Source organism: Georgenia soli (assembly GCF_002563695.1).
Lineage (GTDB): Bacteria > Actinomycetota > Actinomycetes > Actinomycetales > Actinomycetaceae > Georgenia > Georgenia soli.
In genome coordinates this window covers 2,677,498-2,693,039 of sequence record NZ_PDJI01000004.1, presented here as the reverse complement: position 1 = coordinate 2,693,039, position 15,542 = coordinate 2,677,498, and the positions used below count along the sequence as shown (strand labels likewise).

The 15,542-nt window shown below is 72.7% G+C and carries 12 protein-coding genes; 2 read left to right on the top strand and 10 right to left on the bottom strand.

Translation table 11 applies throughout. The features are described 5' to 3' along the window. Positions 1 to 27 precede the first annotated feature (27 nt). The 5 genes from ATJ97_RS13470 to ATJ97_RS13450 form a co-directional block, all read right to left on the bottom strand. Positions 28 to 1,509, bottom strand: a complete 1,482-nt coding sequence (locus ATJ97_RS13470; protein WP_098484188.1) for an RNB domain-containing ribonuclease — start codon at positions 1,507 to 1,509, stop codon at positions 28 to 30. Between the two features lie 98 nt (positions 1,510 to 1,607). After that, positions 1,608 to 2,009, bottom strand: a complete 402-nt coding sequence (locus ATJ97_RS19530; RefSeq protein ID WP_143427031.1) for a hypothetical protein — start codon at positions 2,007 to 2,009, stop codon at positions 1,608 to 1,610. Positions 2,010 to 2,167: 158 nt separating this feature from the next. Then, positions 2,168 to 2,527 carry a sterol carrier family protein gene (locus tag ATJ97_RS13460; RefSeq protein WP_098484187.1) on the bottom strand — a complete coding sequence of 120 codons (360 nt, stop codon included), beginning with the start codon at positions 2,525 to 2,527 and terminating at the stop codon, positions 2,168 to 2,170. 129 nt (positions 2,528 to 2,656) lie between these two features. Continuing rightward, positions 2,657 to 5,044: a 5'-nucleotidase C-terminal domain-containing protein gene (locus tag ATJ97_RS13455; protein ID WP_143427030.1), complete on the bottom strand. Its 2,388-nt coding sequence runs from the start codon at positions 5,042 to 5,044 to the stop codon at positions 2,657 to 2,659. A 273-nt stretch (positions 5,045 to 5,317) separates the two neighbouring features. Then, positions 5,318 to 7,066, bottom strand: a complete 1,749-nt coding sequence (locus ATJ97_RS13450; RefSeq protein ID WP_098484185.1) for a bifunctional metallophosphatase/5'-nucleotidase — start codon at positions 7,064 to 7,066, stop codon at positions 5,318 to 5,320. A 138-nt stretch (positions 7,067 to 7,204) separates the two neighbouring features. On the opposite strand from ATJ97_RS13450, the gene ATJ97_RS13445 reads away from it, so the two are divergent. Continuing rightward, positions 7,205 to 8,677 carry an MFS transporter gene (locus tag ATJ97_RS13445; protein WP_245862508.1) on the top strand — a complete coding sequence of 491 codons (1,473 nt, stop codon included), beginning with the start codon at positions 7,205 to 7,207 and terminating at the stop codon, positions 8,675 to 8,677. On the opposite strand, the gene ATJ97_RS13440 is transcribed toward ATJ97_RS13445, so the two are convergent. The 3 genes from ATJ97_RS13440 to ATJ97_RS13430 form a co-directional block, all read right to left on the bottom strand. After that, a complete protein-coding gene (locus ATJ97_RS13440; RefSeq protein ID WP_098484184.1) occupies positions 8,649 to 8,948 on the bottom strand; it encodes a thiamine-binding protein in 300 nt (99 codons plus the stop codon). The two genes, ATJ97_RS13445 and ATJ97_RS13440, sit on opposite strands and share 29 nt — an antisense overlap. Before the next feature lie 43 nt (positions 8,949 to 8,991). Next, positions 8,992 to 9,723, bottom strand: a complete 732-nt coding sequence (locus ATJ97_RS13435; RefSeq protein ID WP_098484183.1) for a copper homeostasis protein CutC — start codon at positions 9,721 to 9,723, stop codon at positions 8,992 to 8,994. A gap of 139 nt (positions 9,724 to 9,862) precedes the next feature. Further along, a complete protein-coding gene (locus ATJ97_RS13430) occupies positions 9,863 to 11,368 on the bottom strand; it encodes a S8 family peptidase (protein ID WP_098484182.1) in 1,506 nt (501 codons plus the stop codon). 229 nt (positions 11,369 to 11,597) lie between these two features. Between ATJ97_RS13430 and ATJ97_RS19860 the strand changes: the two genes are divergently transcribed. Continuing rightward, positions 11,598 to 11,768 carry a hypothetical protein gene (locus tag ATJ97_RS19860; RefSeq protein ID WP_170037456.1) on the top strand — a complete coding sequence of 57 codons (171 nt, stop codon included), beginning with the start codon at positions 11,598 to 11,600 and terminating at the stop codon, positions 11,766 to 11,768. 24 nt (positions 11,769 to 11,792) lie between these two features. Here ATJ97_RS19860 and gdhA read toward each other — a convergent pair whose 3' ends face one another. Then, on the bottom strand, positions 11,793 to 13,130 hold the full coding sequence (gdhA, locus tag ATJ97_RS13425) for an NADP-specific glutamate dehydrogenase (RefSeq protein ID WP_098484181.1): 1,338 nt from the start codon (positions 13,128 to 13,130) through the stop codon (positions 11,793 to 11,795). Positions 13,131 to 13,159: 29 nt separating this feature from the next. Next, positions 13,160 to 15,466 carry a phosphoribosylformylglycinamidine synthase subunit PurL gene (purL, locus tag ATJ97_RS13420; protein WP_098484180.1) on the bottom strand — a complete coding sequence of 769 codons (2,307 nt, stop codon included), beginning with the start codon at positions 15,464 to 15,466 and terminating at the stop codon, positions 13,160 to 13,162. Positions 15,467 to 15,542: the final 76 nt, after the last annotated feature.

The following is a 15,542-nucleotide window of genomic DNA, read 5'->3' as shown; positions in this document are numbered from 1 at the left end:
CGTCGACCGGCCTGTGTGAGCCCTCTCTCAGGCCAGCTCGAACCGCACCCGGCGCTCCGGCACGTCCACGTCCACGAGGCGTACCTGGACGGACGTACCCACCGGCAGGTCCGCGCCCTCCACCCGGCCCTCGACGGCGGGCGAGCTCAGGACCACGGTGCCGCGCTCGCGCCCGCCGTCCTTGCCGCCGTCGTCGCTCTCGACGATCACGCCGGCGAAGGTCTCGCCGACCCGGCCCTGCAGCACCAGCGCCTCGAGGGCGTCGACGGCTCCGCGCTCGTAGGCGCCTGCCCGTCGGGTGCTGCGGGCCATGGTCGCCGGCAGCCCGGGCAGCGCCGCGAGGACCCAGTCCGGCACCTCCTCGCCGGCACAGTGGGCGAGGCAGATCTCGAGCCCGTACCGGTCCACCAGCCGCCGGAGCGGCGCGGTGACGTGCGCGTACTCGGACGCGATGGCGGCATGCCGGGTGATCGTGCCGTCGTCGTCCGCGTCCTCGTCCGCTTCCTCGACGCCGAGCGCGAGGTAGCCGGCGCCGCGGAACAGGGCCGTGGCCTCGTTGAGGAACGCCGCGTGGGCCGGCACGGCGGAGTCGAGGGTGCGCAGCAGCTCCGCGTAGGACGTCCCGTCCGGCCAGTCCACCCCCAGTGCGGCACCGGCCCGGCGGAGGCGGCGCACGTCCCGGGGATCCGCGTCGGGCAGGGTGCGCAGGATGCCGACGCCCGCCTCGCGCATGAGGCCGGCGGCCGCGATGCCGGTGAGCAGCGAGATCTGCGCGTTCCAGCCCTCGACCGGCAGCGTCGCCCGGTACGACAGCGCGTAGCCGTGGCGGTTCCGCTCGACGTGCTGCTCGGGGATGTCGAGGGAGACGCCGCCCCGCTGCCGCTCGAGGTCCTGCCGCAGCTCACCGACCGTGCGCAGCAGCGCGGGCAGGTCGGCCGGGGTGCCGGCCGGCAGGGGACGTCCGCCGTCGGCGGCCGCCTGGACCTGCTCGTAGGTGAGCTGCGCGCGCGAGCGCACGACCGCCCGCTCCACGCGCACGTCCCGCAGCTCGCCGGCGCCGTCCAGGCGCAGGTGCCACAGGCACGCCGGGCGGTCCTCGCCCGGGAGCAGGCTCGCGATGCCGGCGCTCAGGACCGGGGGATGCAGCGGGATGGAGCCGGTCGGGCCGTAGACCGTCACGCCCCGCTCGTGGACCTCGCGGTCCAGCGCGCCGCCGGGCTCGACGAACGTCCCGAGCGACGCGATGGCGTAGCGCACGAGGTAGCCCTCGCCGTCGCGCTCGATGTGGAGGGCCTGGTCGAGGTCCCGCGAGCCGGGCGGGTCGACGGTGACGAACGGGACGTCCGTGGCGTCGGCGCCGGACAGCGGCACGTCGACCGCGGCCTCCGCCTCGGCGAGCGCCGCGGGCGGAAAGTCGGACTCGATCTCGAGCTCGTCCCGCAGGCGGGCGAGCGCGACGTAGAACTCGTCGGGCGCGGCGGTGTCGAGCGCGAACTGACGGCTGGGCACGGGTGCACCCTATGCCCCGTTACCGACGGTCGCCCCCTCGCGGACGGACGGGGCTCCGTGCGCGGTCCGGCGCACGGGGTGGCGGCTTCGCCGGACGGTCACGCCTCGGGCGGCGGGGTGCCCTCGGACGGCGGCGTACGACGTTCCGCGGCGCGGGCGTCACGCCGCTGGAGGGAGCGCCGGTCGAGCACGACGGCGAGCCCGGCCGCTGCGAGGCCGAGCACGAAGCCCAGGAGCAGGAAGAGGATCCAGAAGAGGTCGCCCGGCGAGTACTGGCTCGCCGGCGTCAGCAGGGCGAGGAGTCCCGCGACCACGGCGCCCAGGAGGACGCCCGCGAGGATGAAGCGGCCGTAGCGGGGGGCGTGGCGGACGGTGCTGCGGTCGACGACGTCGGCGACGCGGACCTCGGGCTCGGCCGGGGTGGCCTCGGACGCAGCAGGGACTGGCTCCTCAGCGGCGGCGGGCTCGATCGACGCCGGCTCGCTCGCAGCGGGCTCCACCGACGCCGGCTCAGTTGCAGTTGGCTCGACCGATGCAGGCGGGGCGTCGGCAGCGGGTGCAGGAGCCGCCACGGCTTGGGGTTCAGGCGCGGGTCCCGCCGTCGGCGGTTCCACCTCGGGCGTGCGGGGGGCGCGGGAGTCGTCGGGAGATGAGCCGGTCACGACGTGAACCTACCTGCCCGGGTGACGAGCGGGAGAACCGGGCTCAGGTCCGCGCGGGTGCCCGACGCGGTGACCTTGCCGGAGGCGACCGCCTCGTCCCACGTGAGGCGTCCGGTGGCGAGACCGAGCCACGTCGTCGTGTCGGTCTCGACGACGTTGGGCGGGGTGCCGCGGGTGTGCCGAGGGCCGGCGATCGCCTGGACGGCGCCGGCGGGCGGCACACGCACCTCGACCGAGTTCCCGGGCGAGCTCACGGCGAGCTCCTCGAGGGTGAAGCGCACCGCGGTCCGGACGACGGCGGCCGACGAGGCTGCGCCGTCGTCCTGAGAGCGCAGCCAGGTGCTGAGGGCTCTCATGCCGTCGGTGGGGTCGATTCGTCGGCGGGGTGGCACCCGTACACGGTATCCCCGCGCACCGGCAGCACACGCAGCGGGGCCCCGCCCACCGGCGGGTGGACGGGGCCCGGGAACTGCTGGCCTGCCCGGTCAGCCGATCGTGGCTCGGCGACGGGCCACTGCGATTGTCAGACCGCCGAGGAGCATCAGCGCCGCAGCGCCGAAGAGCGCGGCGTTGACGTCGGCGCCGGTGTTCGGCAGCGAGCCGGTGGCCGGGGCGGCCGCCGGGGTCACGACCGGAGCCTTCCCCGGGGCGGGCTGGGGAGCCGGCTGGGGCGTGACCTCCCCGTCGGTCGGCGGGAGAACGACGCCCGACTCGGTGACCTCGAACGCGAGCACGATGGACTGCTCACTCTCGGGCGTGGCACCGAAGGCCATCTCGAAGAAGATCACGTCACCCGCCTCGTAATCAGCGAGATCCGGGATGGTGAACGTCACCGTGGCCCGGCCGGTCTCGTCGGTCCCGGGGGTGATCGTGTTGTCGACCGCGAACTGCCCGGCCTCCTCGCCGTCGATGAACAGCGTGACGAACCCGGGCTTCGGCTCGTTGGTGGTGAAGGACAGCGAGGACAGCTCGATGACGACCTCCTCACCGCCGACGTACTCGACGGTCGTGTCGCTGACGAACGTCAGGCCGATGGAGCGCTGGGTGTAGTCGGGCGCCACGTCGGGGTTGGCCTGGAGGAAGTTGACCAGTCCCTGGAGGTCGACGATGCCGGTCTCCGTGAAATTGGTACCCGAGCCGAAGACGCTGAATCCATCCTGAACTTCCCCGTTGATGAGGAATGTGTTCGACGCGACGGTGTAGGTGGCCCCGAGGTCGATGGGCTCGCCCCCGATCAGCACGTCGGTGATGTGCGCGCCCTGGGGAGCGGTGGGGTCGTAGGTGTAGTCGACGTCGGCCGACAGGCCGAGACGCAGGACGGGTCGGCTCTTACCGGGCTGGAACTGCTGCTCCAGCATGGTGACGACCTGCTCGCCGGTGAGGTCGATGGTCCCGATCGTGTTGCCGAACGGCTGGACGGCGAAGGCCTCCGCATAGGTCACGACCCCGTTAGCGTTCGGATCAAGGTCGGCGCGGATACCGCCCGGGTTTATGATGCCGAAGTCCGGCGTGAGGCCGACGGACTCAGCCGTCCACTTTGCAACCTCTCCGAGCAGGTTGCCGAGCGGCGACTCGACACCCCGGTTGGATCCGTCGGACGTCCCCGTGTTGGTGCCGCGGTTGAAGGGCGCAGTGACGCTGCCGACCTGCTCCTCGCCGATCACCTTGGCCTGGGCGAGCGCGTCGACGACGATCTGCTGGACCTTGGGGTCGCGGGTGCCATCAGCCGGAACCGCGACGTTGGTGCCGGTGGCGGTCACCTCGCCGTCGGGTGCCACGGTCAGGGTGATGCGGCCGAGGTGCGAGCCGGAGGCGCCCGCCTGGACCACCGGCGCGCCGGAGGGCGTCTGGGCGGTCGTGGCGACGTGCGTGTGACCGGTGAACGCCGCGTCGACGTCCGCGCTCAGCGCGCTAGCGACGAGGTTTGTGCCCTCGTGGACAAGTGCCACGACGACGTCCGCCTCACCGTTGCCTGCGTCGCCGTCCGAGAGCTGGGCGGCGATCGCGTTGGTGCGGGCGACCGGGTCGGCGAATGTGATGCCGGCGATGCCGTCAGCGGAGACGATGCGCGGCGTCTCCTCGGTCACGGTGCCGACGAAGGCGACCTCGAGACCGGCGACCGTCTCGAAGTGGACGTCCTCGAGCTCCGGGTTCTCGTCGTCCACGTTCGCACCGAGGTACTGCCAGTCCGCGCGGTCGGCCACGCGGCCGGAGAGGTCGGCGTAGCCCTGGTCGAACTCGTGGTTCCCGACGGCGGAAGCCGCGAGGCCCATGGCGTTGAGGACGTCGATCGTGGGCGCGTCCTCCTGGATGGCGGACGCGTAGGTCGACCCGCCGATGTTGTCGCCGGCGGAGACGAAAACCGTGTCGACGTTCTCTTCGACACGGATCTGGTTGATCATTCCGGCGAGGATGGGCGCCTTCTCCAGCGCACCGTGGAAGTCCGTGATGCCGAGGAGGTCGATCGTGACCGTCCCGTCCGGGTTCACGCTCGTCGGGGCGACCGGCTCGGCAGTGTCTGCTTCGGTCCCACCTGCAGCCGGGTCCGCGGGGTTCTCCGCCGGCGCGGCGGGGGTCTCGGTCGCCGGCGCCTCGGGCGTCCCGACGACGGGAGCGTCCTCGGGCACCGGCGTCTCGGCGGGCGCCTCGCTCGGGGCGTCAGCCGTCGGCCCGGCTCCCTCGGAGACCGGGGCTGTCGGCTCGGCCCCGGGAGCGGCCGGTGCAGTGGTCGCCGTCTGGTCGTCGACGGGCGTCGTGACCTCGGCGGATGCCGGGACCGCGGTCAGCCCGAGGGCGGACAACGAAAGAACGCCCAGCGCTGCGGCTGGACGGGTGAGTCTGGACGCGCGACGACGCGCTGTGTCGTGGGACATCGGATCCTCATGCTTCCGGAAGGGACGGAACAGCCGAAGCGTAGCGACGGAACCCGTCTCGAACCGCGTTTCCGGACCAACACGCTCCAGATGTTCACGGACAGTTCTCGGCGCCGACACCTCGCGCGTGGCCGACGCCCGGCCGCTCGTCCGCCGGGGCGTCTGGAAGCCTGTGCGGGAAGCGCGCGGAACAGGGATGAGCCCGGCTGACATCGTCGGCCGGGCCCACCTCCTTGTGGCGCTTCGTCCCACTTGCTCGCTGCAGGCCCCGCGTCAGCCGGCGGCGACGAGGGCCAGCTCGTTGACGCGGTCCGTCCCCGGAGGTGCGAGGTTCGGCTGCGCACCCAGATAGGCGATGAGGGCGTCGAGGTCCTCGCCGGCGCCGATGCGCGCGCTCGCCGGGACCTCGCGGAACACGGTGAAGTTGTCTCCGCCGTCGGCGAGGAAGTTGTTCACGGTCACCATGTACGTGGCGTTCATGTCGATCGGGACGCCGTCGAGCTGCATGTTCGTCACCTCGATGCTGCCCGGGGTGCACACACGGCCATTGAGCTCACGAACGATGTCGTAGGTGAAGCCTTCCGACACCCCCAGGTGCAGGTACCGCGACTGGCACTGCTGCTCCAGCACCCGGCGGAGCTGGTCACCTGTCATCGGGATGGTGCTCAGCAGGTTCCCGAAGGGCTGGACGTCGAACGCCTCCCGGTAGGTGACGACCCCGTCGCCCTCCTCCCGGGACTGGGCGTAGAGCAGGTCCGCCCGCAGGCCGCCGGGGTTCATCAGCGCGAGCTGCGCGCCGTTGACTCGTGTGGCCGCCAGCTGGGCGTCGGCGATCATGTTCCCGAGGTCGGACTCGGCCCCGCGGTTGTCGGAGCCGCCCGCCTCGTACTGGCGCCTGATGTCGGCTGCGATCGTCCCGACCTGCCGGTTACCCACCTCGTCCGCGAGCGCGCTCCACCTCTCGATGATCGCGGTCTGCGCGGCCGCCTTGGGCACGTCCTGCGTGACGACGTGGTTCGTCGCGCTGACGGCGTCGCGGCGCACGTCCTTGGTGGTCCGGTCGATGGTCAGGTTGATCTCCGAGATGACCCGGCCGAACGAGAACGCGCTGGTGACCCGGCGCGGTTCGCCCGCCGGGTCGTCGATGACGCAGTTGTAGGCCTGGTGCGTGTGCCCGGTGATGACGGCGTCGATCTCGGGGTCCAGCTTCTGGGCGATCTCGACCACGGGTCCGGAGATGCCCTTGCACTCGTTGAAGGTGCCGGTCTGGGCGCCGCCCTCGTGGAGGAGGACGACCATCGCCTCGACGCCCTTGCGCCTCAGCTCGGGCACGAGCGCGTTGGCGGTCTCGACCTCGTCGTCGAAACGCCAGCCTTCGATGCCGGACTGCGCGACCAGGGCGGCGGTGCCCTCGAGGGTCATGCCGATGAAGGCGACCTCCGCGCCCTGGAACTTCTTGATCTCGTACGGCGGCAGCGGCGTCTCGTTCTGCGCGTTCTTGACGTTGGCCGCCAGCCACTGGAAGTCCGCGCCCGGGTACGGCTGGCCCTCGAAGTAGCACCCCTCGGCGTGACAGCCACCGTTCTGCATCCGGAGCAACTCGGTCACGCCCTCGTCGAACTCGTGGTTCCCGACGCTCGCGACATCGAGCTTCATCGCGTTGAGCGACTCCACCGACGGCTCGTCGTGGAAGAGCCCCGACAGGAAGGGCGTCCCGCCGATGAGGTCGCCCGCCGCGACGGTGACGCTGTTGCGGTGGCCCACCCTCAGGCGCTCGAGGTGGGTGGCGAGATACTCGCTGCCTCCGGCGGCCACTTCGCCCACCTTGCCCGGCGTCGTCGCCTCGAGGTGGCCGTGGTAGTCGTTGACGGCCAGGAGCTGGATCTCGACGTCGCCCGGTCGGGGCTTGCTCGCCGGTGACGCCGCCGTCGCGGACGAGGCGACCAGGCCGAGGCCGGCCAGCGCCGCAGCGGTCAGGACGGCCGTCCTCCTGACCGGGCGCACACTCCTAGGTACTGACATGACACTCCTTCGGGTCAGTCGTGCTCGGTAGCGCCGAACCTAGCGCTACGGACCGACGCCGTCTGCGGCTCGGCGCCCCGAGCGGCCGCAACTCGTCACAGATGTCGCCGACCCCCGCGTGCTGCTAGACCTGTAGCGGTGACCTCCCCCGCGGGTGCCGGAGCCGCCGACGCAGACCGGGCGCGGTGGCGTGCCTTCGCGGTGTGCCTCGGGGCCGGCTTCATGACGCTGCTCGACGTCTCGATCGTCAACGTCGCGCTGCCGTCCATCGAGGCCTCGCTCGGCGCGCGCCCGAGCGACCTGCAGTGGATCGTCGCCGGGTACACCCTCGCCTTCGGGCTCGCGCTCGTCCCGGCCGGCCGCGTGGGCGACGTGCTCGGCCGCCGGGGAGCCTTCGTCGCCGGACTCTGCGGGTTCGTCGTCTTCTCCGCGGCGTGCGGCCTGGCGACGTCCGCCGAGATGCTCGCGGTCATGCGCCTCCTCCAGGGGATCAGCGCCGGTGTGCTCAACCCTCAGGTGATCGGCCTGATCCAGCACCTGTTCCGCGGTCCCGAGCGCGGCCGCGCCTTCGGGTTCTACGGGGCCACGGTGGGGATCTCCACGGCCGCCGGGCCCCTGATCGGCGGGGTCCTCATCGCCCTGTTCGGGCCGGCGGAGGGCTGGCGCGCCGTCTTCCTCGTCAACGTCCCCATCGGGGCGGCGCTCGTGCCGCTGGCGCTGCGGTACCTGCCCCGGTCCGAACGCGGGCGTGGCGGCCGGCTCGCGATCGACGCCGTCGGCCTGGGGCTGATCGGCGCGAGCGTGCTCTGCGTCATGCTGCCCTTCATCTCCGCCGCCGGCGGTCCGGACGGGACGCCGTGGTGGCTGTTCGCCGTGGGCGCGCTGGTCCTGGTCCTCCTGGTGGCGTGGGAGCGCAGGACGGAGCGTGCCGGCGGCTCGCCCGTGGTGCCGTCCTCGCTGGTGCGGCCCCCGTCGTTCAGCTTCGGCGCGGTGGTCGGCACGGCGTACTTCGCCGGGTTCACCGGCATCTTCCTCGCCGGGACGCTGTACCTGCAGGCGGGCCTCGGGCTCACCGCCCTGCAGGCCGGCCTCGTCCAGACGCCGTTCGCGCTGCTCGGCGCGGTCTCCGCCGCCCGCAGCGGGCACCTGGTGCATCGGTTCGGCCGCTGGACCGTCGTGGCCGGGGTCGTCGTCATGGCCGTCGGGATCGTGGGGGTCGACGTGACCGTCGGCTCGGTGGAGGGACCGCACGCCGCCGTCCTGATGGCCGGCTGGATGGCGCTCGCCGGTGTGGGCAACGGCGTGGTCATCTCCCCCAACCAGACGCTCACGCTCGCGGACGTGCCGGTGGCCCAGGGCGGCACCGCGGGCGGGTTGCTGCAGACCACGCAGCGCATCGGCGCCTCGGTGGGGGTCGCCGTCGTCACGTCCGTCTTCTTCGCCACCCTGGCGGGCAGTCCCGGCGGTCTGGCGGGCGGCTACGGGCCCGCGCTGAGCGTCGGCCTGCGGGTGACGCTCGGGCTCCTGGCCGTGGCGTTCGTCGTGTCCGTGGTCGACGCCCTGCGACGGCGGCAGGAGGGTGTCAGCGCAGCCGGTCCTCCACCCGCCTGACCTTCTCCGCCAGCTGGCCGGTGAAGCCGGGTCGGATGTCCGCCTTGATCACCAGGCTCACCCGCGGACTGGTGGCCGCGACGGCGTCGGTGGCCCGCCTGATGACGTCCATGCACTCGTCCCAGTCACCCTCGATCGTGGTGAACATGGCGGTGGTCTCGTTCGGCAGCCCGGACTCGCGGACGATGCGCACGGCCTCGGCGACGGCGGCGCTCAGGGAGCCGTCCGGGGTGTCGGCGGTGGTGGGGGCGACGGAGAAGGCGAAGAGCATGCGCCCAGACTAGGACGTCGTCAGCCGGCCGCCGGGCCGCGCCTCAGTCCCCCAGGCCGGCGACGGCGGAGCGGACCGCTGCCACGAGGCTGGCGTCGGTCTGCGCGTAGCCGTCGGGCCCACCGCCCGGACCTGCCGGCCCGGCGTCGGTGACGACGGTCCGGGCGGAGAGGTGAACGGCGTCGACGCCGGCGGCGGCGAGGGCCGGCAGGTGCTCCGGCCGTACCCCTCCCCCGGCGGTGATCTCGATCCGGCCGTCCGCCGCGCGGGCGAGCGCGGCCAGCACGTCGAGGCCCTCCAGCGCGCGCGGGGCACCGCCGGAGGTCAGGATCCGGCCGACGCCGAGGCTCCCCAGCTCGTCCACCAGCGCGGCCGGGTCGCGGCGGTAGACCCCGAGCAGCACGTCCACGCACCGGTGCACCGTCACCGGCCGCCCCTCGGCCGCACGCACGAGGGCTTTCATCGCGTGCCGGTCCAGCGCGTCGCCGTCCACCTCGAGCGCCCCGATCACGACCCCGGCGGCGCCGGCGTCGACCAGCGCCTCGACGTCCCTCACCATGACGGAGACCTCCGTCGCGGAGAAGGAGAAGCCACCTTCCCGAGGGCGGACGAGCACGTGCACCTCCGGCCCCACCGCCGTCGCCAGCTCCGTGAGGCCGACGCTGGGCGTCAGGCCGCCCAGGCCCAGGGCCTGGCACAGCTCCACGCGCTGGGCCCCGCCCGTGTGCGCGACGCGCACGCCCTCGACGTCCTGCGCGGTGATCTCGAGTTTCATCGATGCCATGGTGGCTCAGCACCGCGCCCGAGGCGCTCCGGCGCGCCCGGGGGACGGCGAGGGGCGACCCTGGTCACGGGCCGCCCCTCGCTGCTGTCATGCGTTCCCGGCAGCGCCGGGCGTGCTCATGCTGCGGTCGTCAGTCGCGGGCTCCTGCGGTGACCGCGTCGAGGGCGTTGACGATGCCCTCGCCGTAGAACCCGTTGTCCTGCGCGTCCCCGACGCACAGGGCCACCCCTGCGGGGCAGTCCGTGTCGTCAGCCTGCTGCTCGAGCAGGGCGATGAGCTCGTCCGGGCCGGCGTCCGGGTGCGCGGACTTCAGCAGGGCGAGCACCCCGGCCACGTGCGGGGAGGCCATCGAGGTGCCGCTGGCGGTGGCGTAGCGACCGCCGGGCCAGGTGGAGAGGATCCGCGCTCCCGGCGCGGAGACGTCGATGACGCCGGCGCCGAAGTTGGAGAAGCCCGCCTTGTTGCCGTCCTGGCCGAGTGCTGACACGGTCACCACGCCGTCGAGCTCGGTGGGGATGTCCTTGCAGGTGCTGTTGATCTGACGCTCGACCGCGGTGCCGTCGTTGGGGCTGGAGGCGTTGGTCGTCTTGTTCGCCAGGTCGTAGGCCGAGTTGCCGGCTGCGGCCGCGTGGACCACCCCTCGCCCGGTGGCGTACTCCACCGCGCGGCGGACGGCCTCCATGGCGGGTGCCTGGAGCGGCTGGTCGCCGCACCAGAACTCGAACGGGTCGACGTAGTAGCTGTTGTTCGTCACGTCCATGCCGTGGTCGGCCGCCCAGACGAACCCGCAGATCGCGTACTCGGGGTAGATGTAGCCGTCCTCGTTGACCACCTTCACCGAGGCCATGCGGACGTTCGGCGCGACACCGACCACGCCGGCGCCGTTGCGTGCGGCGGCGATCGTGCCGGCCACGTGGGTGCCGTGGCCGCTGGTGGTGGCGGCCCACGCCTCCGGCGACGTGTCGGGCCGGCCGGCGGCGGTGCACCCCACCGAGGTGGCGGCGTCGACCTGCGGAGCGAGGTCGGGGTGGGCGGCGTCGATGCCGGAGTCGAGCACGCCGACCAGCACGCCGCTGCTGCCCTCGCTGATCTCGTGCGCCTCGTAGGCGTGGATCATGTCGAGGTTCCACAGGCCGCCCTCGCGGGCCTCCGTGGCGTTCGCGGCACTGGTCACGTCGCCCGCGTCGAAGCCGTTCACACGGATCTGACGCTTGTAGGGCGCGGCCCCCCGGTCACCGGGCGCCGTCTCGTCCTCGAGGCCCGGCGTCCCCTCGGACACCTCGGCCGTGCGGGTCGGACCAGCCGACTCGATCGGTGAGCCCTTGCCGGTGGGCAGGTCGGCCAGGAAGTCGGCGCGGCTCGAGTGCGCGACCACCACGCCGATCTGCGGCCAGGACTGGACGACGACGCCGCCCGCGTTCTCGACGGCACGCTCGGCGAGCCGGGTCTGGCCGGGGTTCGCCACCTTCAGGTTGACGACGTAGCTCATCAGCCTGCCGTCCGAGAGGTCGATCGGGACGGTGGTCGACGGCGGCTCGCCGGTGTCGGCCGCCTGAGCAAGCCCCATGGTCGAGGCGAGCAGCGCGGCCGAGGCCGCCAGTGTCACGCCGAGGCGCGACGGTGCGGAAAAGCGCATGGAATCCCCCTTGCATCCGGCCGGGACCCCCTGTCCCGATCCGTGCGCGAGACTCTAACGGCAGCCGCCCACATGGCAGGGGGAAAACGGACCGCCGTCATCGCACGGTGCCGCCGTCGCGCCGCCGTCGTCGGCACTGCGAGGGTTGCCCCCGCCCGCCGCCGCGCGGAGACTCGGGATGTCGAGCACGGACGCTCGACCCGTCCGAGCCGCACCTGGAGGACCGACCATGAGCAGCCCCAACCCCGACGAGGCCGTGGGCATGTCGGACGAGCCGGAGCAGGCGCAGAGCACCCGGGGGAGCACGCCCGAGGGCAAGGCCCCGAACCCGGAGACCGGCGTCGGCCTGGGGGCCGGCGAGCCGAACACCTTCGAGCCCGAGGAAGACCCCGAGGCCTAGCGTCCGGCACAGGCCGCCGGGACCTCAGACGACGCCCTGCTCCAGCATCGCGTCGGCGACCTTGCGGAACCCGGCGATGTTGGCGCCGAGGACGTAGTCGCCCGGGCAGCCGTACTCCTCGGCGGTGGTGGCGCACTTGAAGTGGATACGCTCCATGATGCCCTCGAGCTTGCTGGTCACCTCCGAGAAGGTGAGCGGCTCGCGCGAGGCGTTCTGCGCCATCTCCAGGGCCGAGGTGGCCACGCCGCCGGCGTTCGCGGCCTTGCCGGGGCCGAAGAGCACGTGCGAGTCCCGGAACACCTCGACCGCGTCGGGGGTGCTGGGCATGTTCGCGCCCTCGGCCACCACCGCGACCCCGTTCTTCACGAGCGTCTCGGCGGCGTGGTGGTCGAGCTCGTTCTGGGTCGCGCACGGCAGCGCGACCGTGCACGGCACGTCCCAGACGCGTCCGCCCTGCACGAGGCGTGAACCCGGGCGGCGCGCGACGTAGTCGGACACCCGGCCGCGCTCGACCTCCTTGACCTGCTTGAGCAGCTCGAGGTCGATGCCCGCCTCGTCGACGACGTAGCCGGAGGAGTCCGAGACGGTCAGCACGGTGGCGCCGAGCTCCTGGGCCTTCTCGACGGCGTAGATGGCCACGTTCCCGCTGCCGGAGATGACGACGCGCTGGCCCTCCATGGCCTGCCCGACGGTCTGCAGCATCCGGTCCGCGAAGATCACGACGCCGTAGCCGGTGGCCTCCGTGCGGCCGCGCGAACCGCCCCACGGCACACCCTTGCCGGTGAGCACGCCCATCTCGGCGCGGTCGGTGAGGCGCTTGTACTGGCCGTAGAGGTACCCGATCTCGCGGCCGCCGACGCCGATGTCACCGGCGGGGACGTCGGTGTGCTCGCCGATGTGGCGGTGCAGCTCGGTCATGAACGACTGGCAGAACCGCATGATCTCGCCGTCGCTGCGCCCGTGCGGGTCGAAGTCCGAGCCGCCCTTGCCGCCGCCGATGCCCCGGCCGGTGAGGGAGTTCTTGAAGATCTGCTCGAAGCCCAGGAACTTGATGATCCCGAGGTTCACGCTGGGGTGGAAGCGCAGGCCGCCCTTGTAGGGGCCGAGCGCGGAGTTGAACTGCACCCGGAAACCGCGGTTGACCTGGACCTTGCCGGAGTCGTCGACCCACGGCACCCGGAACATGATCTGGCGCTCGGGCTCGACGATCCGGCTGATGATCGCGTGCTCGCGGTACTCGGGGTGCTTCGCGATGACCGGGTCGAGAGACTCGAAGACCTCGCGGACGGCCTGGTGGAACTCCGGCTCGCCGTGGTTGCGGCGGATCACCTGGTCGTAGACATCCTGAAGATCGGACAGCATGGGGCGCTCTCTCTCGTGGCGACCGGCGGTCAGCCGAAGTACGCGGGCAGGGTGGCGGACGAGGCCTGCCGGAGCTCGTCCACGGGCAGGGTGAAGGTACCGGCGACGGCCAGCGCGGCCGAGCCCGTGGTGCCGATCCGGGCGGCCGGCACGCCGTGGCCGGCGGCGAGCGCCTCCAGGCGTCCCGCGTCCTCGGGGGCGACGGCGACGAGCGCCCTTGCCCCCGACTCGGCGAACAGCAGGGCGGCGAGGTCGACGCCGTCGCGCTCGGCGACCTCGGTCAGGTCGATCTCCGCGCCGACGCCGAAGCGCAGGACCGAGTCGACGAGGGCCTGCGCCAGCCCGCCGGTGGACAGGTCGTGCGCGGCGCGGGCGGTGCCGTCGGCCACCCCGACCAGCACCTCGCCGAGGGCGCGCTCGGCGTCGAGGTCCACCCGCGGCGGCAGGCCGCCGAGGTGGCCGTGGACGACGTCGGCCCACGCCGAGCCGTCCAGCTCGAGCGCCGTCGTGCCCAGCAGGTAGACGGCGAGCCCGTCCTCGGTCCAGCCCGACGGCGTGGCGCGGGCGACGTCGTCGAGGACCCCGAGCACCCCGACGACGGGGGTGGGGTTGATCGAGGAGTCGATCCTGCCCGGCTCGCCGGTGCCGTTGTACAGGGAGACGTTGCCGCCGGTGACCGGCACGCCGAGCTCCTGGCAGGCGTCCGCGAGGCCGGTGATGGCCTCGACGAGCTGCCACATGGCGTCCGGGTCCTCGGGTGAGCCGAAGTTGAGGCAGTCGGTCACCGCGAGCGGACGGGCGCCGACAGTGGCGACGTTGCGGTACGCCTCCGCGAGCGCCTGGCGGGCGCCGGTGCGCGGGTCCAGCTTGGTGAAGCGGCCGTTGGCGTCCGTGGCGAGCGCGACCCCGAGGCCGGTGGTCTCGTCGACGCGGACCACGCCCGCGTCGTCGGGCTGGGCGAGGGCGGTGTTGCCCTGGACGTACCGGTCGTACTGGTCGGTGACCCAGGACTTCGACGCCAGGTTCGGGGAGGCGACGAGGGCGAGGACCTGCTCGCGCAGGGTGGCGCCGTCGGAGGAGCGCGGCAGGTGGCGGGCGGAGGCGCCGTCGGCGTTGAGCTCGTCCTGCCAGGCGGGGCGCGCGTACGGACGGTCGTAGACCGGGCCGTCGTGGGCGACGGTGCGCGGGTCGACGTCGACGATGCGGTGCCCGTGGTGGTCGATGGTGAGCCGGCCGGTGCCGGTGACCTCGCCGATGACGGCGGTCTCGACCTCCCACCTCGCGGTGATCTCGAGGAAGCGGTCGAGCTTGTCGGGGGCGACGACGGCCATCATCCGCTCCTGCGACTCGCTCATGAGGATCTCGCCGGCGGTAAGGCTCGGGTCGCGCAGGAGCACGTTCTCGAGGTCGACGTGCATGCCGCCGTCCCCGTTGGAGGCGAGCTCGGAGGTGGCGCAGGAGATACCGGCGGCACCGAGGTCCTGGATGCCCTCGACGACGCCGGCGGCGAAGAGCTCGAGGCAGCACTCGATGAGCACCTTCTCCATGAAGGGGTCGCCCACCTGCACGCTCGGCCGCTTGCTGGGCATGCCGCCCTCGAAGGTCTCCGAGGCGAGGATGGAGGCACCGCCGATGCCGTCGCCGCCGGTGCGGGCGCCGAAGAGGACGACCTTGTTGCCGGCGCCGGAGGCGTTGGCGAGGTGGATGTCCTCGTGCCGCAGCACCCCCAGGCACAGCGCGTTGACGAGCGGGTTGCCCTGGTAGGAGGGGTCGAACTCGGTCTCGCCGCCGATGTTGGGCAGGCCCAGGCAGTTGCCGTAGCCGCCGACGCCCGCGACGACGCCGTGCACCACGCGGGCGGTGTCGGGGTGGTCGACCGCGCCGAAGCGGAGCTGGTCCATGACGGCGACCGGCCGGGCGCCCATCGAGATGATGTCGCGGACGATGCCGCCGACGCCGGTGGCGGCGCCCTGGTACGGCTCGACGTAGCTGGGGTGGTTGTGGGACTCCACCTTGAAAGTCACGGCCCAGCCCTGGCCGATGTCGACGACGCCGGCGTTCTCCCCGATGCCGACGAGCAGGTGCTCGCGCATCGCGTCGGTGGTCTTCTCCCCGAACTGGCGGAGGTGGACCTTGGACGACTTGTAGGAGCAGTGCTCCGACCACATGACGGAGTACATCGCCAGCTCGGCGGCCGTGGGACGGCGCCCGAGGAGGTCCACGATGCGCCGGTACTCGTCGGGCTTGAGCCCGAGCTCACGGAAGGGCAGATCGACGTCGGGGGTCGATGCCGCGTGCTCGACGGTGTCCGGCAGCTGCTCGGCCACGTCAGTCATGATTCCTCCGCGTTCTCGTCCGGCGTCTGCCCGCACAGGTTACCTACGTCGGGGACACGGCCATCCCGGCGTCCCC